At 68.2% G+C, this 20637-nt stretch carries 17 protein-coding genes; 8 read left to right on the top strand and 9 right to left on the bottom strand.

Annotated features, from left to right (window positions below):
• Positions 1 to 2: 2 nt before the first annotated feature.
• The 5 genes from ACEN9H_RS20740 to purU form a co-directional block, all read right to left on the bottom strand.
• Positions 3 to 443 carry a YcnI family protein gene (locus ACEN9H_RS20740; protein WP_371766217.1) on the bottom strand — a complete coding sequence of 147 codons (441 nt, stop codon included), beginning with the start codon at positions 441 to 443 and terminating at the stop codon, positions 3 to 5.
• A 10-nt stretch (positions 444 to 453) separates the two neighbouring features.
• Positions 454 to 900, bottom strand: a complete 447-nt coding sequence (locus ACEN9H_RS20745; RefSeq protein ID WP_413671920.1) for a copper chaperone PCu(A)C — start codon at positions 898 to 900, stop codon at positions 454 to 456.
• 40 nt (positions 901 to 940) lie between these two features.
• Positions 941 to 1315, bottom strand: coding sequence for a DUF2946 domain-containing protein (locus tag ACEN9H_RS20750; RefSeq protein ID WP_413671921.1), 375 nt, complete (start codon positions 1313 to 1315; stop codon positions 941 to 943).
• A 90-nt stretch (positions 1316 to 1405) separates the two neighbouring features.
• On the bottom strand, positions 1406 to 1948 hold the full coding sequence (locus ACEN9H_RS20755) for a YaeQ family protein (RefSeq protein ID WP_413671922.1): 543 nt from the start codon (positions 1946 to 1948) through the stop codon (positions 1406 to 1408).
• 28 nt (positions 1949 to 1976) lie between these two features.
• Positions 1977 to 2843 (bottom strand): formyltetrahydrofolate deformylase, encoded by an 867-nt coding sequence (gene purU / locus ACEN9H_RS20760; RefSeq protein WP_413671923.1) that lies wholly within the window; start codon positions 2841 to 2843, stop codon positions 1977 to 1979.
• 146 nt (positions 2844 to 2989) lie between these two features.
• Here purU and ACEN9H_RS20765 point away from each other — a divergent pair, with 146 nt between their 5' ends.
• From ACEN9H_RS20765 to ACEN9H_RS20795, 7 genes are all read left to right on the top strand, one after another.
• Positions 2990 to 4021, top strand: coding sequence for an NADP-dependent oxidoreductase (locus ACEN9H_RS20765; protein ID WP_413671924.1), 1032 nt, complete (start codon positions 2990 to 2992; stop codon positions 4019 to 4021).
• Between the two features lie 100 nt (positions 4022 to 4121).
• Positions 4122 to 4484, top strand: a complete 363-nt coding sequence (locus ACEN9H_RS20770) for a KGG domain-containing protein (RefSeq protein WP_056127576.1) — start codon at positions 4122 to 4124, stop codon at positions 4482 to 4484.
• A 124-nt stretch (positions 4485 to 4608) separates the two neighbouring features.
• The gene (locus ACEN9H_RS20775; RefSeq protein WP_056127573.1) at positions 4609 to 5127 is read left to right on the top strand and encodes a YgjP-like metallopeptidase domain-containing protein; all 519 of its coding nucleotides are present in this window, start codon (positions 4609 to 4611) and stop codon (positions 5125 to 5127) included.
• Positions 5128 to 5361: 234 nt separating this feature from the next.
• A complete protein-coding gene (locus ACEN9H_RS20780) occupies positions 5362 to 6600 on the top strand; it encodes a porin (protein WP_413671925.1) in 1239 nt (412 codons plus the stop codon).
• Between the two features lies 1 nt (position 6601).
• Positions 6602 to 7042 (top strand): phosphate ABC transporter substrate-binding protein, encoded by a 441-nt coding sequence (locus tag ACEN9H_RS20785; protein WP_413671926.1) that lies wholly within the window; start codon positions 6602 to 6604, stop codon positions 7040 to 7042.
• Positions 7042 to 9786, top strand: a complete 2745-nt coding sequence (locus ACEN9H_RS20790) for an EAL domain-containing protein (protein WP_413671927.1) — start codon at positions 7042 to 7044, stop codon at positions 9784 to 9786. The genes ACEN9H_RS20785 and ACEN9H_RS20790 overlap by 1 nt, the downstream gene beginning before the upstream one ends.
• Positions 9783 to 10883, top strand: a complete 1101-nt coding sequence (locus tag ACEN9H_RS20795; protein ID WP_413671928.1) for a diguanylate cyclase domain-containing protein — start codon at positions 9783 to 9785, stop codon at positions 10881 to 10883. The genes ACEN9H_RS20790 and ACEN9H_RS20795 overlap by 4 nt, the downstream gene beginning before the upstream one ends.
• A gap of 5 nt (positions 10884 to 10888) precedes the next feature.
• Here ACEN9H_RS20795 and ACEN9H_RS20800 read toward each other — a convergent pair whose 3' ends face one another.
• The 3 genes from ACEN9H_RS20800 to ACEN9H_RS20810 are packed head-to-tail and all read right to left on the bottom strand — an operon-like array spanning position 10889 to position 17039.
• Positions 10889 to 12490 (bottom strand): glycoside hydrolase 43 family protein, encoded by a 1602-nt coding sequence (locus ACEN9H_RS20800; protein ID WP_413671929.1) that lies wholly within the window; start codon positions 12488 to 12490, stop codon positions 10889 to 10891.
• The gene (locus tag ACEN9H_RS20805; RefSeq protein WP_413671930.1) at positions 12487 to 13965 is read right to left on the bottom strand and encodes a glycoside hydrolase family 28 protein; all 1479 of its coding nucleotides are present in this window, start codon (positions 13963 to 13965) and stop codon (positions 12487 to 12489) included. Before ACEN9H_RS20805 ends, ACEN9H_RS20800 begins: the two co-directional genes overlap by 4 nt.
• A 14-nt stretch (positions 13966 to 13979) precedes the next feature.
• Positions 13980 to 17039, bottom strand: a complete 3060-nt coding sequence (locus ACEN9H_RS20810) for a TonB-dependent receptor domain-containing protein (RefSeq protein WP_413671931.1) — start codon at positions 17037 to 17039, stop codon at positions 13980 to 13982.
• A gap of 182 nt (positions 17040 to 17221) precedes the next feature.
• Between ACEN9H_RS20810 and ACEN9H_RS20815 the strand changes: the two genes are divergently transcribed.
• The gene (locus tag ACEN9H_RS20815; RefSeq protein WP_413671932.1) at positions 17222 to 19336 is read left to right on the top strand and encodes a hypothetical protein; all 2115 of its coding nucleotides are present in this window, start codon (positions 17222 to 17224) and stop codon (positions 19334 to 19336) included.
• Positions 19337 to 19632: 296 nt separating this feature from the next.
• On the opposite strand, the gene ACEN9H_RS20820 is transcribed toward ACEN9H_RS20815, so the two are convergent.
• Positions 19633 to 20487, bottom strand: a complete 855-nt coding sequence (locus tag ACEN9H_RS20820; protein ID WP_413671933.1) for a DeoR/GlpR family DNA-binding transcription regulator — start codon at positions 20485 to 20487, stop codon at positions 19633 to 19635.
• Positions 20488 to 20637 lie beyond the last annotated feature (150 nt).

Consider the following 20637-nt stretch of genomic DNA (forward strand, 5'->3'; position numbering starts at 1 on the left):
CCTCAGTGATGGTGCATCGGCATCGCGGCGGGCAGCACTTCCAGCACCGGCGCGGGCGTCTTCGATTCGGGGGCGACGTCGGCCCAGTCCACGCGGCCCTTCTCGCACTGCTGGCCGACCTTGAACACCAGGCGCCCCGGCGCCTCGGGGAGCTTGGCCTGCAGCGTGAACTCGTCGTAGTACGCGTCCGGCAGCGGGCCGCCGCGCCAGTTGATCTCGCGCGGGGCCAGCGTGATGGTCCAGCCCGGCTTGGGCATCGGCTTCGCCGTGACGCCTTCCGGCAGCTGCACCGTGATGCCGGTCGTCGCGCTGCCGGCGCAGCCGTGGCCGACCTTGAACACGAGCGTTTGATGGGCGCCCGCCGGCGCGGTGGCCGGAGCGACGGTGATATGGGCGTGCGCCAGCGGCGCCGCGAGCAAGGCAGCGATCCAGAGAGCTTTCATGTGGCCTCCGTCAGTGAGCAGCGGTGTAAGTCAGCGGTTTGACCGGCACCTGCACGGTGACGTTCTCGCGCTTCCTGTCGGCCCCGACGAAGGTCAAGGTCAGCGGCACCTGCTGGCCTTCCTTGAGCTGCTGCTTCAGGTCGAACAGCATGACGTGGTAGCCGCCGGACGACAGGTTGACGCTCTGGCCGGCCGGCAGGTCGATGCCGTCGACCTTTTGCATGCGCATCGTCTGGCCTTCCATGGCCATCTGGTGGACTTCGGCGCGGCCCGCGACGGGGCTTTGCACGTCGACGAGGCGCGTGGCCTTGGGCGAACGCAACTGCATGAAGGCGCCGCCCGTCTTCTGGGCCGGCACGGTGGCGCGGATCCACGGGTCGCCGACGGTCACCTGGGCGAACGCGGCGGACGACGTGAACAGGCTGGCCGCGGCCAGCACGAGGAATGGTTTGAACATGACTTTACCTGACAAAAAATGGAGCGAAGGGAAATAAGAGTCAGGCAAAGACAGGCGGACCGCGCGGCACGGCCGCCAGCCAGACGGCCAGCGGGCGGGGCGCGTGATGGAACAGGAAGGGACGGGCTTCCGCGCCGCCCATGGGCGCGAGCGGCGGGTGCACGGGCGGCGGGAGGCCGTGGCTGCCCGCGTGGGCGAGGCAATAGCCGCAATCGTCCAGGACGCGCATGCCGGCATGCTCGTCCTGCACCAGCAGCGCGGCCGCGGCGGCGAACGAGGCGCCGCCGTCCACGCTGCAGACGTCCAGCGGAATCGTCGGCCGGCTGGCGGCCAGCGCATGCGAGACCGTCGGCGCGAGCGCGTTCAGCAGCACGGCGAACAGTGCCAGCCACACGAAACGCAGGCGCTTTGTCATCGAACGAATCGGCATAGTCGACATGTGCCGATTATAGCCGCGGATGCACGATCTGGCGCACGCGGCCCCTGTGACATTTTGTCCAGTCGATCAGCGCTCGGCCATCAGGACTTCGCGCTCGACCTGCACGGTGCGCTCGCCGTCCGTCAGCCACACCTGGCCGTCCTGGATCGTGCATTGCAGCTGCATCGAACGCTGGGCCATCTGCTCCAGCTGGGCGCTCGTTTCCGCCGGGATGTTGATGATGGAAATTTTCTTGGTACGTTCGAGCTTGCTGGCCAGGCCCTTGAACCAGATGTTGCTGGTGGCGCTGTAGCAGTACACGACCACGTGTCCGGCCCGGCCGGCCGCCTTCATGAGGCGGCGTTCGTCGGGCTGGCCGACCTCGATCCAGAGGTCGATCGCACCGGTGAGGTCCTTGAGCCACAGTGCGGGCTCCTCGACGTCGAACAAGTCCTTGCCGTATGCGAGCGCCGGGTCGGCGTGCAAGGCGAAGGCGAGCAGGCGGATCATCACGCGCTCGTCGGTTTCCGAAGGATGCCGCGCGATCGTGAGCGCGTGCTCCTGGTAATAGTTGCGGTCCATGTCCGCAATGTTCAGGTCTGCCTTGTAAATCGTTGCTTTCAGGGCCATGCTCGAGTGTTGCCTTTTATTTTATGGTTCAGCTGAACACGACGGTCTTGTCGCCGTTCAGCAGGATACGGTGTTCCACGAACCACTTGACCGCACGGGCCAGCACGACGCTCTCGACGTCGCGGCCGATGGCCGTCAGCTGCTCCACGCGCATGGCGTGGTCGACGCGCTCGACGTCCTGCTCGATGATCGGGCCTTCGTCCAGGTCGCCCGTGACGAAATGGGCCGTCGCACCGATCAGCTTGACGCCGCGGCGATGCGCCTGCGCATACGGACGCGCGCCCTTGAAGCTGGGCAGGAACGAATGGTGGATATTGATCGCCCTGCCCTTCAAGGCATCGCACAGCCCCGGCGACAGGATCTGCATGTAGCGCGCCAGCACGACCAGGTCGATGCGGTGGGTATCCAGCAAGTCGATGATGCGCGCCTCCTGGGCGAGCTTGGCCGATTCGCTGGCACCGGCCTCGAGCGGCAAGTGGTGGAACGGGATATTGTAACTGGCCGCGAGCTGGTAGAAGTCCATGTGGTTCGACACGATGGCCGGAATCTCCACCGGCAGCAGGCCGCTGCGGTAGCGGAACAGCAGGTCGTTGAGGCAATGGCCGATCTTCGACACCATGATCAGCACGCGCGGCTTGGCGCCGGCGTCGTGCAGTGCGCCGTCCGCGCCCAGGTCCCCGCACAGCGAGCCGAAACCGGCGCGCAGCAATTCGTCCGAAATGGCGTCGTCTTCCAGCGCGAAGTGGATACGCATGAAGAACAGCTTCGATTCCGGATCGCCGAACTGGGCCGAGTCGATGATGTTGCAGCCATGTTCGGCCAGGAAGCCCGAGACGCGCAGCACGATACCGCGGTGGTCCAGGCAGGACAAGGTCAGGATATATTCTGGATACATTGCTAAAAACTTCAGAATGGTTGAGGTTGACTGAGCCCGGCCATTGTCGCATGGATTGCCATCCCGGCATTTCCCCCACACCGGGGTCAGAGCCCGATTTAAAGAAATTGCCTAAAACCGGGCTCTGACCCCGGTTTCAACAGGAGATGCAAATGACAACGAATCGCCAATTCCGCCTCGCCGCCCGCCCCGTCGGCATGCCCAAGCCCACCGACTGGCAGCTGACCGAGGAGGCTCTCGCGCCGCTGCAGGACGGCGAGGTGCGCGTGCGTGTGCTCTACCTGTCGCTCGATCCGGCCATGCGCGGCTGGATGAACGAAGGCAAGTCGTATATCCGTCCCGTCGCCATCGGCGAAGTGATGCGCGCGGGCGGGATCGGCGTCGTCGAGGCGTCGAACTCGCCGCACGTGGCCGTCGGCGACACCCTGACCGGCAGCTTCGGCGTGCAGCAGTACTGGACGGGCCCCGTCGACGCGAAGGCGGCCGCGGCCATGAAGATCGATCCCGCGCTCGCCCCGCTGCCGGCCTGGCTGAACGTGCTGGGCATGCCCGGCATGACCGCCTACTTCGGCCTCACGGACATCGGCCAGCCGAAGGCGGGAGAGACCGTCGTCGTGTCGGCCGCGGCGGGCGCCGTCGGGGCGACCGTCGGCCAGGTGGCGAAGCAGCTGGGTTGCCGCGTCGTCGGCATCGCCGGGGGGCCGGACAAATGCCGCTACGTCGTCGAGGCGCTCGGGTTCGACGCGTGCATCGACTACAAGGCGGGCGATGTCCCGGCGGGACTCAGGCAACATTGCCCGCAGGGCGTGGACGTCTATTTCGACAACGTGGGCGGCGACATCCTCGACGCCGTGCTGGCCCGCATCAACCTGAAGGCGCGCATCGTGATCTGCGGCGCGATCTCGCAGTACAACAACACGACGCCCGTGCGCGGCCCGGCCAATTACCTGTCGCTGCTCGTGAACCGGGCGCGCATGGAAGGCATGGTGGTGTTCGACTACGCGGCGCGCTATCCGGAAGGCGTGCAACGCCTCGGCGCCTGGCTGCAGGCAGGGGCGATCAAGAGCCGCGAGCACGTGGTCGAAGGCCTCGATCACTTCCCGGACGCCCTCACGATGCTGTTCGAAGGGAAGAACTTCGGGAAGCTGGTGCTGAAGGTGACGGACGACGCACATTGAACCAACCGCACGCCGCCGGAACCATTTGATCCCCTGCCTCTCTAACCGCACGAGCGCATCCATGAACGCTCGTTGATAGTTCAGGCACAAGGAGATCGATATGGCGACAAGCAAGGAAGGCGGCCACAAGAGCGCGGCCGACGCCGGCGGCAACGAGCAGAAAAGCCAGCCGGCCAAGCGCGGTTTCGCTGCGATGGACCAGAACCAGCAGCGTCAAATCGCCAGCAAGGGCGGCCAGGCCGCTCACCAGAAGGGCACGGCGCACGAATTCGATTCGGAAGAAGCGCGCCGGGCGGGCCAGAAAGGCGGCGAAGTGGTCAGCCGCAACCGCGCCCACATGGCCGACATCGGCCGCAAGGGCGGGGAAAGCCGGCAATCGGCCAACCGCGCCGCCGCCGCCGCAAAATCGGGCAACCAGGCGGGCACCCAGGCGGGCAACCGCCAGGGCAGCAAGGAGTCTTGAACTTCGGGAAGATTCCCCTCACCACAGCGCGCAAGCGCCGACCGCGCCGCCGTGCCGGGCGCGGTCGCTCATCGCATTGCCGGGAGATGCGCCTGGAACATGGACGTGCTACAGTTCCAGGCTTATGTCCACCGCTTCCCATCTCAAATACCTGGCTGCGTATCCCGCGCACATCCTGTCCCAGGTCGAGCGCCTGATCGCCGACAACCGCCTGGCCGACCACCTGCGCCAGCGCTATCCCGACGCGCACGACGTCCGCACCGACAAGGCCTTGTACGGCTACGTGCAGGATCTGAAAGACGAGTACCTGCGCAACGCCGAGCCCGTCTCGAAAGTGGCGTACGACAGCAAGATCGGCATCGTCCAGCAGGCCCTTGGCCTGCATACCGCGATCTCGCGCGTGCAGGGAGGCCGTTTGAAAGCCAAGCACGAGATCCGCATCGGCACCGTGTTCCGCGACACGCCACCGGCCTTCCTGCGCATGATCGCCGTGCACGAACTGGCGCACCTGAAGGAAAAAGACCACGACAAGGCGTTCTATAAACTGTGCTGCTGGATGGAGCCGGACTACCACCAGTTCGAATTCGACGTGCGCCTCTATCTCACCCAGCTGGATCTGGGCGGCGAACGGCTGTGGGCGTGAGCGATCCCGAGCGCTCCCCGCAAGTTGTATCAAGCATCATGGATGGCCGAAATGACCACCATCCCTCGTTGCCGTAGCACAACAGGATATTGAACATCGGCCGCCGCGGACCAAAAGCTGTCGACTTCCGCATGCACACCGATTAAAGTCGAGATCGGCGCTTCCTGCGCCCGGTGCCTGCCGTCCGCGCAGGCTGAATGAATTCCGGCCGTTCGGCCGATCCCGACGAGACCCATGCAGCAACAACGCCTCGCCCAATTCCTGTTTCTTTCGCTGTCCGGACTTGCCGCCGCCGGTGCCGCGCGCGCCCAGGACAAGCCGGACTGGCGCATATCCGGCTTCGGTACGCTGGGCGTCGTGCACGCGAGCGAACGCGAGGCGGATTACACGTCGTCCGTCTTCAAGGCCAACGGTGCCGGCGCCACGCGCCGCTGGAGCACCGACGTCGACAGCCGCCTCGGCGTGCAGCTCGACGCCACGCTCGCGCGCCACTGGTCGGCCGTGCTGCAGGTGGTCAGCGAACAAGGCCTCGACAACACCTACCGGCCGCGCGTCGAATGGGCCAACATCAAGTACCAGGCGACGCCCGAACTGGCGCTGCGCGTCGGCCGCATCGCGCTGCCCGTCTTCCTGACCGCGGACTACCGCAAGGTCGGCTATGCGTATCCGTGGGTGCGCCCGCCCGTCGAAGGCTATGACGTCCTCCCGGTGACGAGCAGCGACGGCATCGACGCCACCCTGCGCTGGGGCGTGGGACCGGTCCGCAATGCGTCGCAGGTGTTCTATGGCCATAGCGCCGTGTCGCTGATCGAGCCGCTGCACGTGTACGGGCGCCGCGGCGTCGGCATGTCCAACACGAGCGACTGGGGTGCGCTCAGCGTGCGCGCCAACGTGGTCAGCGCCGAGATCTCCAGCGACATCGGCGCCGGGCTGTTCGACGCGTTCGACGCGTTCGGCCCCGTCGGCCGGGACCTGACGCGGCGCTACGAGATGGACCACAAGCGCATGATGCTCGCGAATATCGGCGTGAACTACGACCCGGGCTCGTGGTTCGTGATGGCCGAAGCGGGCCGTACGGTCGGCCATTCCTTCCTGGGCTCGACGCGCAGCGCCTACGTCAGCGCAGGCAGGCGCTGGCGGGCGTTCACGCCGTACGCGACGTATGCGCGCGTGCGCGCAGCCGGCGCGACGACGGATCCCGGCCTGCCGGTGGCCGCCCTGCCGCCGGCGCTGGCGCCGGCAGCGGCCGCGCTGAACGCCGGCCTGAACACCCTGCTGTGGACGATCCCGCAACAGACGTCGCAGGCCGCGGGCGTGCGCTGGGACCTGCGCACGAACATGGCCCTCAAGCTGCAATACGACCGTGTGACGCCGCAGGAAGGCTCGCGCGGCACGTTCATCAACCCGACGACGCGCTTCGTGCCAGGCCACCCGGTCCACGTGGCCAGCGTCGCACTCGACTTCGTGTACTAGCATGGCGACGCTCAAGTATTCCCGCCTGCTGGGCACGTCCCTGCTGTGCGGCATCCTGGCCGGCGCACCGGCGACGGCGGCCGACCTCGTCGTGATCGTCTCCGCGCGCAATCCCCTCGCCACGCTGCGCGCCGACCAGGTGGCCGCGATCTTCCTCGGCCAGTCCGTGCGCTTCCCGGACGGCTCGGAAGCGGTGCCGTTCGACCTGCGCGTCGGCGCGCCGACGCGCGACGAGTTCTATGCGCGCGTGACGAACAAGACCCCCGCGCTCATGAAGGCGCACTGGTCGAAGCTGGTCTTCACGGGCCGCGGCCGGCCGCCCTCCGAGCTGGCGGACAGCGCGGCCGTGCGGCGCAAGGTCGCGGACGACCCGGAAGCGATCGGCTATATCGAACGCAGCGCGCTCGACGCGAGCGTGCGCGCGGTCCTCGTGGTGCAGTGATGACGTCGCCCGCCGCCTCCGACCGCTGCCGTCCGCGCTGGCTCGCGCGGGCCCTCGAGACCCATTTTGCGCTGCCGCTGTTCGCCGTGCTGCCGCTGCTGGCGATCTGGGTCGCGACGTTCCACTTCATCGAAACCGAACGGCGCGCGGCGGTCGACGCGGCGCGCGATGCAGTGCGCGAGCAGCTCGAGACGTACGAGGCGCAGGTCGCGCGCAACCTGAACGCCATCGACCAGACGCTGAAGGTCATCAAGTATTCCGTCGAACTGAACGGCACCCACGCCGCCCTGCCCACGCTGCGCGCCGAGGAACTGCTGCCGCCCGGCCTCGTGTTCCAGGTCAGCGTGGCGGACCGCGACGGCGCCATCGTCGACAGCAATCCGTCCATGCCGGCGCATGACGTGTCGCGCGCGCCCTACTTCACCGTGCACGCGAACGGCAGCGGCCACGGGGTATTCGTCAGCCAGACCGTCGGCGACGCCACCCGCTCCGAGCCGCACCTGCACTTCACGCGCCGCATCGAGGATGGCCACGGGCGCTTCGCCGGCGTCGCCATCGTCGAAGTCGATCCGGCGTATTTCACCAGCTCGTACGAACGCTCGCGCGGGGGCGAACTGGGCCTGCTGGCGCTCGTCGGCAGCGACGGTGTCGCGCGCGCCGTGCGCATCGGCGACAAGGTGTCGTGGGGCCAGCCGATCGCGCTCGACGGCATCGGGGAGGAAGCCCTCGCCCCGCAGCCGACGGCGCCGGACGGCATCGAACGCTATGCGGGCGCGCGCCGCCTGGCGGGCTTCCCGCTCACGGCCGTCGTGGGCCTGGCCGACAGCGAACAGATGGCGCAGTATGAGCAGCACTACGGCACCTACCTCGTCGGCGCGACGGCCGCGAGTTCGCTGCTCGTCGCCGTCGTCGCGATGATCAGCGCGTGGTCGTGGCAGGTGGCCAAGGCGCGCCGGCGCGAGCGCCAGGCGCAGCAGACCTATGCGGCCGCGTCGGAAGCGAGCCCGGACGCGTTCTTCGTGCTGCGCAGCGTGACGGGCGCGGACGGCACCATCGTCGACTTCCTCGTCGAGGGCTCCAACAGCCGCTCCGAACTCTTCACCGGCATCGCCAGCGAGGCGCTGCGCGGCCAGCTGCTGGGCGATGCGCTGCCGTATTACCGCACGAACGGCATGTGGGAACACCTCGTGCAGGTGGTGCTCGAACAGCGCGTCATCGAGGCCGAGTGGCAGGCGGCCTCCGGCCCGACGGCCGGGCGCTGGCTGCAGCGCCAGATCGTGCCCGTCGAAGGCGGCGCCGTCGCGATGGTGCGCGACATCACGGAGCGCAAGCTGGCCGAGGAACGCATCCGCCACATGGCCCACCACGACGAGCTGACCGGCCTCCCGAACCGCAGCCTGATCCGCGACCGCCTGGACCAAGCCGTACGCAACGCCCAGCGCAACGGCGGCCATCTCGCCCTCGCCTTCGTCGACCTGGACGGTTTCAAGCTCGTCAACGACGGCCTCGGTCACAACGCCGGCGACGAATTGCTGAAGGTCGTGGGCAGCCGCATGGAGGCCTGCCTGCGCCGCACGGACACCCTCGGCCGCCTGGGCGGCGACGAGTTCGTGATCCTGCTGCCGGACGCCGGCGAAAGCCCGCTCGCGCTCACGCCCGTGCTGGAAAAGATCCGGCAAGCCGTGACGGAACCCGTGCAGATCGGCGACCAGGCCGTGCGCGTGAGTTGCAGCATGGGCGTCGTCGTGTACCCGCGCGACGGCGAGGATCCGAAGACCCTCATGATGAACGCCGACGCCGCGATGTACCGCGCCAAGGACCTGGGCAGCAACAACTTCCAGTTCTACACGCGCGAGATGAATGCCAGCGTCGAGGCCAAACTCGTGATGCTGGAGGATATGCGCCGGGCGCTGGACACCACGCTGGCGGACGAGACGCACGACGCCACCGATGGCCAGGCACCCGCGTTGCAAGCCCCCGCGGGGCGCTTCCACCTGCTGTACCAGCCGAAGGTCGACCTGCGCACGGGCCGCTTGTTCGGCGTGGAAGCGCTGATCCGCTGGCGCCATCCGGAACACGGCATCGTGCCGCCGATGCGCTTCATCGGGCTCGCGGAGGAGTCGGGCCTGATCGTCGGCCTGGGCGAATGGGTCGTGCGAACCGCGTGCCGCCAGGCCCAGTTATGGCGCGCTGCGGGGCTGGATCCGCTCACGGTGTCCGTGAACGTGTCGGCGCGCCAGTTCGAGGAAAAGCGCCTCGTCGACCGCATCGCCGGCGCCCTGCGCGACACCGGCCTGCCGCCCTGCGCGCTGGACCTGGAAGTGACGGAAAGCCTGCTGATGCGCGACCTGAACCAGGCCATCGAACGCATGCGCGAACTGAAGGAGATGGGCGTCACGCTGTCGATCGACGATTTCGGCACCGGCTATTCGAGCCTGTCCGCGTTGAAATCGTTCCCGATCTCGACGCTCAAGATCGACAAGTCGTTCGTGCGCGACCTGGCCTCCAGCTCGGACGACCAGGCGATCGCGCTGGCCGTGATCTCGCTCGGACACCGCCTGCACCTGCGCGTGATCGCGGAGGGCGTGGAGACGGTCGAACAGCGCGACTTCCTGCTGGCGAACGACTGCGACGAGATGCAGGGCTATCTGTTCAGCCCTCCGGTGCCGGCCGAGCGCATCACGGAGATGCTGCAGGCCCAACAACGCCAGCCGCGCGACGTTGCGCAACTGGCGGGGTCATGAGCATGATCACCCGCCACGAGGCGGCGCGCATGCTGTTCGGCGCGGACCGCAAGCTGCACCGCATGCTGCAATACTGGGCCGGCACGGCCATCATGTACACGATCGTCATCGGCATGTTGTTCGGCCCCGCCGCGCTCGCGGGACAGCCGCAGGCCCGTGCCATCTGCCTCTACGTGGCCGCGGGCGTGGCCGTGTTCTACCCGCTGGTGCGCATCGGCACCCGCATCGGGCTCGCGCCGACCATCCTGGCGGGCCTGCAGGGCATCTTCAGCATCAGCTGCCACGTCTGGGGCTATTCGATCGCCGGGCCGCTGCGCGGCGCGACCCTGGTGGGGTTGCCGGTCATCGTCGTGTTCTGCGTCTTCGCCCTGCGTCCGCGCCAGACCCTGATGCTGACCGCCTTCAACCTGTCCGTCATGGGCGGCACGATGTGGTGGCACGCAGCGCATGATCCGCTGCATTTTCCGCCGGCGGCCGAAGCCGTGAACTTCGTGTTCGTGGCGGTCGCCTCGCTTGCGGTCACCCTGCTGACCGGCGAAATGAGCAAGCTGCGCGCACGCCTGAAGACCCAGAAGGACGAGCTGCTGACGGCGCTCGACACGATCCGCACGCTGGCCACCATCGACGAGCTGACCAAGCTGGCCAACCGCCGCCACATGAACGAGCTGCTGGCGCAGGAAGAGCGCCGGCGCGACGCCGCGCGCGGACCGACCTGCATCGCCGTGCTCGACATCGACTTCTTCAAGCGGATCAACGACAGCTTCGGCCATGCGGCGGGCGACAGCGTGCTGCGCGACTTCGCGCAGGCCACGCGCGCCGAGCTGCGCGAAGGCGACGCGCTGGCGCGCTGGGGCGGCGAGGAATTCCTGCTGATGCTGCCGAACACGACGCCCGCCAACGCCCGCGCCGTGCTGGAGCGCATGCGCGCGCGCGTGGCCGCACTGGAGCCCTGCGATGGCGCCACGGAACGCGTCAGCTTCTCGGCCGGCCTGAGCATCTGGCACCCCGACGAGCCCATCGCCGAGACCGTGAACCGCGCCGACAAGGCCCTGTACGCGGCCAAGGTGGCGGGACGCAACCGGGTGATCGAGGCCTGACCCCGTCAGCGTCCGGACCGGGTCACGCGGAACCAGTCGACGTCGACGTAATCGCGCACGATCGGCCGCGGGCCGCCGCCCTCGCGCGGCGCGTCGGTGTCGCCCTTGATCCACGTGAACACGGCGGGCCGGCTGCCTTTCCACCACGAGAACGGCGCGAGCTTCACCGGCGTGCCGGCCGCATGGAAGTCCCCGCTGCCGTCGCGCGCATACGAGAAGCGCACGGTCTGGTCTTCCGCCACGGCCGCGCGCAGGACGATCGCCTTGCCGTCGACCTTGCCCACCCGCGTCTCCACGCCGCCGTTCGCCACCGTCACATAGTCCTTGCCATCCTCGTGCACGACGCCGACCCACGGCACGCCGACGCCGAACAGCACGAGGCCCGCGCGCTGGCGCTCGCCCAGCCCTTGCAGTTCCAGCCGCGTCGTGATCTCGGACGCGGGGCCCTGCAGGATCTGCGTGAGGACGTTGCGCGCGCCGACGAGGTATTTCGCCTCGTTGGCCTGCAGGCGCAGATAGCCGGGCCGCTGCGCGAGGCTCCAGTGCGCGTCGTCCGGATTGTGGTTCCACGACCATTGCAGGCCCAGCGCCGGCGCGGCGAATTCGTCCGAGTCCTGCAGCCGGTCCGCGGGCGCGCTGCGGCCCGTGTCCGGGACCGGTCCCTCGAGCACGGGCAGGCCGGCTTGTCCCATCTCCGGCCAGTCATCCTTCCACACGACCGGCTGGAGGTGCGCGACGCGCCCGAACGCGCCCGTGCGGTTGAAGTGGATGAACCAGCCCTGCCCCGACGGCGTTTCGACCCAGCCGCCCTGGTGCGGCCCCTCGATGCCATTCCCCGGCAGCAGCACCTTGCGCGCCTCGTACGGCCCGTCGATACGCCGCGCGCGCAGCACGGCCTGCGGTCCGTGGCCCACGCCGCCGATGGGCGCGAAGATGTAGTAATAGCCGTTGCGCTTGTAGACCTTGGGCCCTTCCAGCGTGGGCAGGTTGACCTTGTCCTCGACGATCGTCCTGCCTGCGTCGAGCACGCGCGTGCCGTCCGCGCTCATCGCATGCAGGATCAGCGGCCCGGCGCCGACCTTCGAGTGGACGAGGTAGGCCTTGCCGTCGTCGTCCCAGAACGGGCACGGATCTTCGTAGCCCGGGCCGGCGACGACGGCGACGGGCGCGCTCCACGGCCCGGCCGGGTGATTCGCCGTGCTCATGAAGATGCCCTCGTCCGGCGTCGCCCAGTACACGTAGAATTTGCCCGCATGCGCGCGCAGCGACGGCGCCCACACGCCGCGGGCATAGCGCTGTCCGGTGACGGGCTTCGACGTGCTGTCCGTCAGCGTGTACGGCGGGACCATGTCGTACGCGGGGTCGAACGGGAGCCGCGGCAGCACGTGGCCGGCGATGGTCCAGTGCACGAGGTCTTTCGAGCGCAGCACAGGCAGGCCTGGCGAGAAGTGGAAGCTCGACGCGACGAGCCAGTAATCGTCGCCGGACCGGATCACGTCCGGATCGGAATAGTCGGCGTACAGGATCGGGTTGCGGTAGGTTTGCACGGGTTCCGCCGCGTGCGCGGTGCCCAGCAGGATGGCCAGCAGGAAGACGATTGATTTCATGGTGTGCAGGGGGAGTCGGCGTCGGGGCCCGCCAGCAGCATCGGGCGCGGATCGGGGGCGGCGGTGGTGAAGCGTACGCGCTGCAAGGTCAGGCGGCGCACGTGGCGAATCCACAGGCCGTAGGCGGGCATCACGGGTGCGAACATGTGCGGGTCCGGATACTCGGCGGGCGCTTCGGGGATGTCCTGCTGGCGTATCGCCGGCTCGGTCGTCGCGGTCATGGGCAGGTCGACGTCGCGCAGCAGCACGTCCTCGATCGCGTGGCCGGGCACGCCCGTGAAGAACGAGCCGCGCTTGCCGTTGTCGCTGCCCGTGATGCGGTCGAACACGATGCGGCGCAGGCGGCCCGGCTGCGGGCGCGCCTGTTCCGGCCGCACGCGCCCGCGGTCGCCCAGGCGCAGGAACAGCGGACTCTCGGCGCGCACGATGTGCGCATCGTGCACGAGCACCCGTTCGACCGTGCCGCCGTCGACGGTTTCCCACGAGATGCCGCCGTCGGCCTTGCGGCGCTTCATCGCGCGCATGTCGGCCGCCGGCCCGCCCACTTCCACGTGGCGCACGAGCACGTTGCGGAAATCGCCCTGCGAATCCGTGCCGAACTTCAGCGCGTTACAGGTGCTGTACAGGCGGCAGTGCTCGACGAGCACCTGGTCGATCGGCCGCTGGCTCGCGCCCTTGAAGCACAGGGCGTCGTCCTCGGCGCTGATGAAGCAGTTGCGCACGATGACGCGGCGGCAGCCGTCGATGTCGATGCCGTCGTTGTTGTGGTTCGCCTGGTTCTCGACGTGGATGCCGTCCACGATCAGGTCCTCGCAGTTCAGGTAGTTCTGCATCCAGCACGGCGAATCCTTCAACCGGATGTCCGCGATGACGACCTGGCTGCAATCGAGCATGCGGATGAGGAACGGCCGGCCCGGCGTGGCGCCGGTCGTTTCCTGGCCCGGGAAGTTGTCCGGCGTGCCGCGCCCGTCGATGATGCCCTTGCCGCGGACGCCGACGCGCGTGCAGCCCTCGGCGAAGATCAGCGACTGGTTCATTCCCATATTGCTGTCCTGGACCGTGGGCCGGCGCGCGCGCCGCTCCGGATAGTCCTTCAAGTCCGTGCTGGCCAGCAGGCGCGCGCCTTCCGCCACTTCCAGCATCACGCCGGAACGCAGGTCGATCGTGCCGCTGACGTAGTCGCCCTGCGCCAGCCGTACGATGCCGCCGCCGGCCGCCGCGCAGGCGTCGACGGCGCGCCGGATCGCGGCCGTCGCGGGTTCTCCTGGCCGCAGGCCGTAAGCCTCCGGCACGAACACCTTGTCCGGCACGGGCCACGGGCACAGGGTGCGCGTGAGCTCGTCCGCCATCGCGTCCAGGTCGCGCCGCAGCGCGTCGGCCCAGCCCGCCGTCGCGCACGTCGCGCCCCGCGCGACGGCGGGCAGCAGCCATGGCGCCAGCAGCGCCGCCTGCAGCAGGGTACGTCGGTCCGTCATCTTGCGGGTCTCCTTCACAGTTTCACGTTCAGGGTCACGAACAGCTGGCGTCCGAGCGTGTCGTACGTGGCCGGGATCGTGTTATTCGCCGGCAGCTGCGCGGAACCGAGGATCGGCGGGTCTTTGTCCAGCACATTGCGCACGCCGCCGGTCAGGTTGACCATGCGGCTGAATTCCCAGCCGGCGGTCAAATCGAGCCAAGTATAGGACTTGATCTTCGGATTCGTCAGCGATTCCAGCGCGGGCGGGTTCGCGGCAAGCGCGTACGAGTCGACCGTCACGGGGCCGGTATAGCGTGCACGGGCGGACAGCAGCAGCGGTCCCCGCTTCATGCTGACGCGCGTCGTGCCCTTCCAGCGCGGCACCGGCTGGCCGCACGTGCCGCCCCACGTGCCCACGCAGCGGTTCTTCAGCCCGGGCAGGTCCTGGATCGGCGTGAACGTCAGCTCGTTCACGTACGTCCAGTTGGAATCGAGTGTCCACTGGATGCCGTCCCTCGTAAAATTGTAGTGGCCCGCGAGGTCCACGCCGCGCGTCGCGATGCCGCCGATGTTCGCGTTCGTCGTCATCACGTACGTCGGTGCCGCGATCTGGCCCGTGATCGGATCCCGGTTGATCGCGCGGCAGTACACGCTGGACGCGTTGCGGATCGTGTTGTAGCACAGGTCCAGCACGGACTGGATGCCGCCGCCGCCGAGGGTCGAGATGGCGTCGTCGACGGTGATGCGGTACCAGTCCACGCTCAGCTGCAGGCCTTTCACGGACGGCGGCATGAACACGGCGCCGACGGTGACGGTGTGCGACGTTTCTGCCGACAGGTCCGGGTTGCCGCCGACGACCTGCGTGATGAACGGCGACGGCTGCACGGCCGGATCGAACACGAGGTTCGCGGGCACGCCCGTCGCTTCGCACAGCACGCGCACGGCCTGGGTCTGCTGCGCCAGCGGGGCGCGGCTCGAGCACGGGTCGGTCGCGGTCGGGCCGTTCGTGCCCTGCCCGCCGAACAACTCGCCCACATTCGGGGCGCGGATCGATTTCTGCTTCTGCGCGCGGAACGTCAGCGCACGGGTGGGCGCCCATTCCGCGCCGATGGAACTGGTCCACACCTTGCCGACCGACGCGACGTCGTAATCGGAGCGGCGGAACGCGCCCGATACGGACAGGCTTTTCGCGAACGGCTTGTCGGCCAGCAGCGGCACGCGCACCTCGCCGTACACTTCCTTCACCGTCGTCGAGCCCTTCGTCGCGCGGGCCGCGTTCCAGCCCGAGACGTCGCCGGACGACAGGAACACGTCCGGGCTGTAGGCGCTGTACGCGTAGCGGCGCTCGAAGCCCGTCGAGAAGTCGATGGCGCCGGCCGGCACGTCCATCAGCGATCCCGCCACGTTACCGGCCAGGACGTTCTGCTCCGCCGTGATCTTCGACTTCGACGCCACCGAGATCGCATTGGCCGACGCCTCGGTCAGGTTCTGGCCGAACGGATTCAGCACGGGCGCCGCGCCGTTCTGCGCCAGGATCGCGTTCTGGAATCGGCTCAGCGAGATGGAGCCCGCCTGGTCCTGCGTCTCCGTCGTGCGCGCCTTCGTGTAGTACACGTCGTACTTCAGGTCGCGCAGCCAGCGTTCCGACACGTCCGGCAGGCTGCCGCGCAGGCCCAGCGCGATGCGGTAGACCTGGTGGTCCGTGTCCGCCACGCGTCCGCCCAGGTCGGAGAAGCGGCGGTTGTAGTTCAACACGGCGAGGCCGTCGCCCGGCGTGGTGGTGAGCGACGACGTGCCGTTGGTGACGCGCGTGGTGCCCGTCTCGCGCAGGTCCAGCTGGCGCAGGACTTCCTGCATCTGCGAGCTCAGATACGGGTTGTTCGTATTGAAGAGGAAGTTGCCGCTGGCGCTCGTCGGGCCGATCTGCACGCTCGCGGAATTGCTGCTGAAGTGAGCCTCCATGTAGCCGGTGGCGCGCTCGCTAAAATCGTAGTGGGCGAATGCATTGCTCATCCAGCGCTTCTGCGGCGTCACCATGTACGACAGCGGCCCGAGATCGTACGCATCGCCCGGCGCCGCGTACGGACGCACCGTCCTGCCGGTCGGGTCGAAGATGGCGCCCAGCGTCGACATGTTCTGCAGCCCGGCCGCGATGAGCGCGGCGTTCAGTGCCGGATTCGACGCGGCGGAACCGACGACGGGCAGGTTGCCGATGCGTCCCGTCGGCACGTTCGACGAGCCGCTGAAGATCAGGCCCGGACGCCCGCCCGCCGTCACGCAGGTCTGCCCCGCCGGCACCGCGAGCGGCGTGCCGGGACGCGTGGACGACCACGACGCCGCCGTCACGCAGCCATCGCCCAGCGACGGCAGCGCCCAGCCGCCACGTTCGCCGCGCGTAAAGCCGTCGCGGTCCATGTAGTTGACGGAGACGACGACATTGCCCTTGCCCCCGCCGAAATTGCCGCCCACGGTCAGGTCGACCGAATCGTTCGGTGTGCGCGTGGGCTGGTCGATACTCCTCTGCGCGTTGATCTCCACGCCTTCGAAATGATCGCGCAGGATGAAGTTGACGACGCCGGAGATGGCGTCCGAGCCGTACACGGCGGACGAGCCGCCCGTCACCGTCTCCACGCGTTTCACGAGCGCCGCCGGGATCGTGTTGACGTCGGTGGTGAAATCCGGGCCCGTGATGGCGAAGCGGCGGCCGTTCACGAGCACCAGGTTGCGCGTCGGCCCCAGGTTGCGCAGGTTGAGCGTCGACGTGCCGGACGGCTGGCCCGGCTGCACCGTGTTCGCCGTCGGGCTGCTGAGCTGGTTCGCGGTGAACTGCGGCGTATCCGACAGCATCACCTCGAGGTTCTGCGTGCCGGTCAATTTCAGTTCCTGCGCGTCGACCGTCGTCACGGGCGTCGGGGCGAGGAAGCCGCGGCTGATCAGGCGGGAGCCGGTCACGACGACTTTGTTCTCCTCGGGCTTCGGTGCGTCGGCCTCCTGCGCGTTCGCGTGGCAACCGAGATTTGCCGCGATCAGTAACGCGGACATCGTTGTTGTGTGGTGGGCGCGGGCCCGCTTTTGCTTGCGTCTCGTCTTCATGCCGTTTTTCCTTATGGATTATCGATGGGCGTAAAGATGGTAGACAGCCGCCTCGAACAGGGTCAATCGGCGACCGCTCAGTGGACTGACCGAAAGGAAATCTGGTCAAAAACGTGATCAAAATGGGAAAACAAGGGGAAAGGCAGGCAGTTATCATCGGCTGTCGCATCCCTGGAGACACCATGCCCGCCTTTGCCATCGCCGCCCTGCTGCTGCTTGTGTCGGTCCTGCCCGCGCGCGCGGCCGACCGCATCGACCGCCAGGCCCTCGTCACGCGTCATTCTCCGCACCTGACGGCGCCCGATCCGTGGGCGCCGCTCAGCGTCGGCAATGGCCGCTTCTGTTTCACCGCCGACGTGACGGGCCTGCAGACCTTCGCCGACCATTACCGCGCCAATGGCATCGGCCTCGAAACGCAGGCGCGGTGGGCGTGGCACGAAGATCCGAATCCGCACGGGTACAAGCTCGCCGATGCGAACAAGGCGTACACGGCGCACGGCAAGACCGTGGACTATCCGACGCGGATGGACGTGCCGGCCGCCGCCTGGCTGCGCGAGAATCCGCATCCGCAGCCGCTCGGCCAGCTCGCCATCGCCTACACGCACCGCGACGGCAAACCGCTCGCGCTGGCGGACGTGGGCGCGATCGACCAGCGCCTCGACCTGTGGCGCGGCGTGCTCACGAGCGCGTACACCATCGACGGCGAACGGGTCGTCGTGACGACGGCGGTCGACCCGGAGCGCGACACGCTCGCCGTGCGCATCGAATCGACGCTGCTCGCGCGCGGCCTGGCCGTGCGGTTCGCGCTTCCGCGCGGCTACGTCGGCGGCATCAAGCAGAATCCGCCGCTGGACTGGTCGCAGCCGGCGTCGCACACGACGACGATCGTGACGCGCACGGCCGACACCCTCGTGCTGGCGCATGCGCGCGACGGCTATCGCTACGGCGCGGCGCTGCGCGCCTCGATGCCCGTGACCATCGCGACACCTGCGCCGCACACGTTCGAACTGCGGCCGAAGTCCGGCCAGGTGCTCGAGTTCACGCTCGCGTATGCGCCGGACAAGCCGGCGCCGGATGCGGCGGACGTCTTCGCGCGCAGTGCCGCGCATTGGCCCGCGTTCTGGCGCAGCGGCGGCGCCGTCGATTTCAGCGGCAGCACGGACCCGCGCGCGGCCGAGCTGGAACGGCGCGTCGTGCTGTCGCAATACCTCACGGCGATCCAGGCGGGCGGCGATTTTCCGCCGCAGGAAAGCGGGCTGACGACGTCGACGTGGTACGGCAAGCACCACACGGAGATGATCTGGTGGCACACGGCGCACTTCGCGCTGTGGGGCCGCCCGGCGTACCTGGCGCGGGCGCTGGACTGGTTCCGCGCCACGCTGCCCGCCGCGCGCGCCGTCGCGGCGGCGCGCGGGCTGCAGGGTGCGCGCTGGCCCAAGATGACGAGTCCGCAGGGGCGCGAGAGCCCCGGCGGCAATCCGCTGATCGTGTGGAACCAGCCGCACCCGATCCACCTCGCGGAACTGTTGTACCGCGCCGCCCCCACGCCCGCGACGCTCCAGCGTTACCGCGACCTCGTGTTCGCGACGGCCGATGCGATGGCGTCGATGCTCGCGTGGGACGACAGGAACAAGCGCTGGGTCCTGGGCCCGCCGCTGTGGATCGCGCAGGAGATCCACGATCCGGCCGCCAGCATGAACCCGGCGTACGAACTGTCGTACTGGTCGACGGCGCTGGACATCGCGCAGGCCTGGCGCACGCGCCTCGGCCTGCCGCGCAACAGCGACTGGGACGAAAAGCGCCGGCACCTGTCCGCCCTCCCGGTCAAGGACGGCAAATACGTCGCGCTCGAATCGGTCCCGGACACGTGGGACGACGTCGCCAGCCGCCAGGACCACCCGTCGTTCCTGATGGCGCTGGGCCAGCTGCCGGGCGCTGGCGTCGACCGCGCCGTCATGGACCGCACGCTGGACGCCGTGCTCGCGCAATGGGACTGGAAGGCGAAGATCTGGGGCTGGGACTATCCGATGATCGCGATGACGGCGGCGCGCCTGGGCCGTCCGGAGACGGCCGTCGACGTGCTGATGAAGACGGGAGTGCCGAACAACGGCTACACGGCCGCCGGGCACAATCCGAACACGGACTTGCCCGTCTACCTGCCCGGCAACGGCGCGCTGCTGGCCGCCGTCGCGATGATGGCGGGCGGCTGGGATGGCGCGCCGGCCGGGGCGGCGCCCGGGTTTCCGCACGGTGGGAAGTGGGTCGTGCGGGCGGAAGGGTTGATGCCGCTGCCTTAAGTTAGCTCAAAACCCGTCGTTCCCGCGAAAGCGGGAACCCATGCTGACTGCTCGAAGTCGACTCTTTGTAGCCAATGAGGTGGAAATGAAGAACGTAGTCAGCATACTCAGTATGGATTCCCGCTTGCGCGGGAATGACGATGCTGTTTCTGACGGTTCTTGAGAACAATATTCCGGACACTAGCGCGCAGGCGGGATAGCGCCACTGGCGCTATCCCCCCAAGTTTTGCTCGCCGCGATAACGCGTGCAAATTGGGCCTCCGCCAAGGGAGACGCCTAGTCCGGGGACGACGCAGCTAGGCCAGCATCGCGCACATGCTCCCGTGCAGCCCCAACTGCGCCCCATCCAACGCAATGCAATCCTGCGCCGGCGGCGTCTCCGGCTCGACAACGATCACCTTCACGCCCGCCTGCTCCAGCCATTGCACGGACAGGTCGGCGACGCCGCTGTCCGTGATCACCGTGTGCACCTGCTTCAGGTTGCACAGGATCAGGCCCGCGCGGCGCGCGAACTTGGAGCTGTCCACCAGCACGACGAGCTTCTCGGCCTGGCCGATCAGGCGCCGTTCGGCGCGGATCAACAGCGGGTCGGTCTCGACGAGGCCCAGCATCGACAGCCCGGACACGCTCATGAACATCTTCGACGCGTACTGGTCGCCCGTCGCATCGTTGTCGAACGGCGACAGGATGACGTTCTCGTCGCGGTAGACCGTCCCGCCCGGGATCAGCACTTCGTTCTGGCTCGTCGCCAGCAGCCGGTCGGCCATCAGGAACGAGTTGGTCATGATCTTGAGGCTGCGGTCGGCCAGGAAGTCGGCCATCATGAACGTCGTCGTGCCGCCGTTGATGATGATGGTCTCGCCATCCTCGCACAGCGCGGCCGCGTGGCGGGCGATGGCGTACTTGCGCGCGGCGTTGGCGCGCAGGTTGTCGGCGAAGGTGTCGTTGGCGAGGCCGCCGAGGCGCTTCTTCCGCGGGGTCGTCTCGGCCCCGCCGCGCGTGCGGTGGATGAGGTTGCGGGCGGCGAGCCAGCTGATGTCGCGCCGGATCGTGGACGGCGACGCGTCCAGCGATTCGACCAGCTCGTGCACGGTGGCCGCCTTGCGCTCGTCGAGCAGTTTGAGCAGGCGGTTGCGACGCTTGTTGATCATGGTGTCTCCTTCTCGATATCGAAATCGAAATCGATCCGGCGTGCGGCGGCCCCGTTGTCGTGGTGGATCGGGATCGACGCGTATCGCGTTCATCGTGCAAGCCGAATCGCCTTGTGCTGCTGCCAAAATATGATAGCGCACAACAATGAT

Origin of the sequence: Massilia cellulosiltytica (assembly GCF_047325105.1) — a bacterium.
GTDB lineage: Bacteria > Pseudomonadota > Gammaproteobacteria > Burkholderiales > Burkholderiaceae_D > Telluria > Telluria orientalis.

What these genes read in the sequence shown, in the direction of transcription:
- ACEN9H_RS20820 (WP_413671933.1), bottom strand. Translation starts at nt 20,487, where the DNA reads ATGATCAACAAGCGTCGCAACCGCCTGCTCAAACTGCTCGACGAGCGC.
- ACEN9H_RS20750 (WP_413671921.1), bottom strand. Translation starts at nt 1,315, where the DNA reads ATGACAAAGCGCCTGCGTTTCGTGTGGCTGGCACTGTTCGCCGTGCTG.
- ACEN9H_RS20740 (WP_371766217.1), bottom strand. Translation starts at nt 443, where the DNA reads ATGAAAGCTCTCTGGATCGCTGCCTTGCTCGCGGCGCCGCTGGCGCAC.
- purU (WP_413671923.1), bottom strand. Translation starts at nt 2,843, where the DNA reads ATGTATCCAGAATATATCCTGACCTTGTCCTGCCTGGACCACCGCGGT.
- ACEN9H_RS20745 (WP_413671920.1), bottom strand. Translation starts at nt 900, where the DNA reads ATGTTCAAACCATTCCTCGTGCTGGCCGCGGCCAGCCTGTTCACGTCG.
- ACEN9H_RS20780 (WP_413671925.1), top strand. Translation starts at nt 5,362, where the DNA reads ATGCAGCAACAACGCCTCGCCCAATTCCTGTTTCTTTCGCTGTCCGGA.
- ACEN9H_RS20795 (WP_413671928.1), top strand. Translation starts at nt 9,783, where the DNA reads ATGAGCATGATCACCCGCCACGAGGCGGCGCGCATGCTGTTCGGCGCG.
- ACEN9H_RS20775 (WP_056127573.1), top strand. Translation starts at nt 4,609, where the DNA reads ATGTCCACCGCTTCCCATCTCAAATACCTGGCTGCGTATCCCGCGCAC.
- ACEN9H_RS20805 (WP_413671930.1), bottom strand. Translation starts at nt 13,965, where the DNA reads ATGACGGACCGACGTACCCTGCTGCAGGCGGCGCTGCTGGCGCCATGG.
- ACEN9H_RS20815 (WP_413671932.1), top strand. Translation starts at nt 17,222, where the DNA reads ATGCCCGCCTTTGCCATCGCCGCCCTGCTGCTGCTTGTGTCGGTCCTG.
- ACEN9H_RS20785 (WP_413671926.1), top strand. Translation starts at nt 6,602, where the DNA reads ATGGCGACGCTCAAGTATTCCCGCCTGCTGGGCACGTCCCTGCTGTGC.
- ACEN9H_RS20770 (WP_056127576.1), top strand. Translation starts at nt 4,122, where the DNA reads ATGGCGACAAGCAAGGAAGGCGGCCACAAGAGCGCGGCCGACGCCGGC.
- ACEN9H_RS20810 (WP_413671931.1), bottom strand. Translation starts at nt 17,039, where the DNA reads ATGAAGACGAGACGCAAGCAAAAGCGGGCCCGCGCCCACCACACAACA.
- ACEN9H_RS20800 (WP_413671929.1), bottom strand. Translation starts at nt 12,490, where the DNA reads ATGAAATCAATCGTCTTCCTGCTGGCCATCCTGCTGGGCACCGCGCAC.
- ACEN9H_RS20790 (WP_413671927.1), top strand. Translation starts at nt 7,042, where the DNA reads ATGACGTCGCCCGCCGCCTCCGACCGCTGCCGTCCGCGCTGGCTCGCG.
- ACEN9H_RS20765 (WP_413671924.1), top strand. Translation starts at nt 2,990, where the DNA reads ATGCAAATGACAACGAATCGCCAATTCCGCCTCGCCGCCCGCCCCGTC.
- ACEN9H_RS20755 (WP_413671922.1), bottom strand. Translation starts at nt 1,948, where the DNA reads ATGGCCCTGAAAGCAACGATTTACAAGGCAGACCTGAACATTGCGGAC.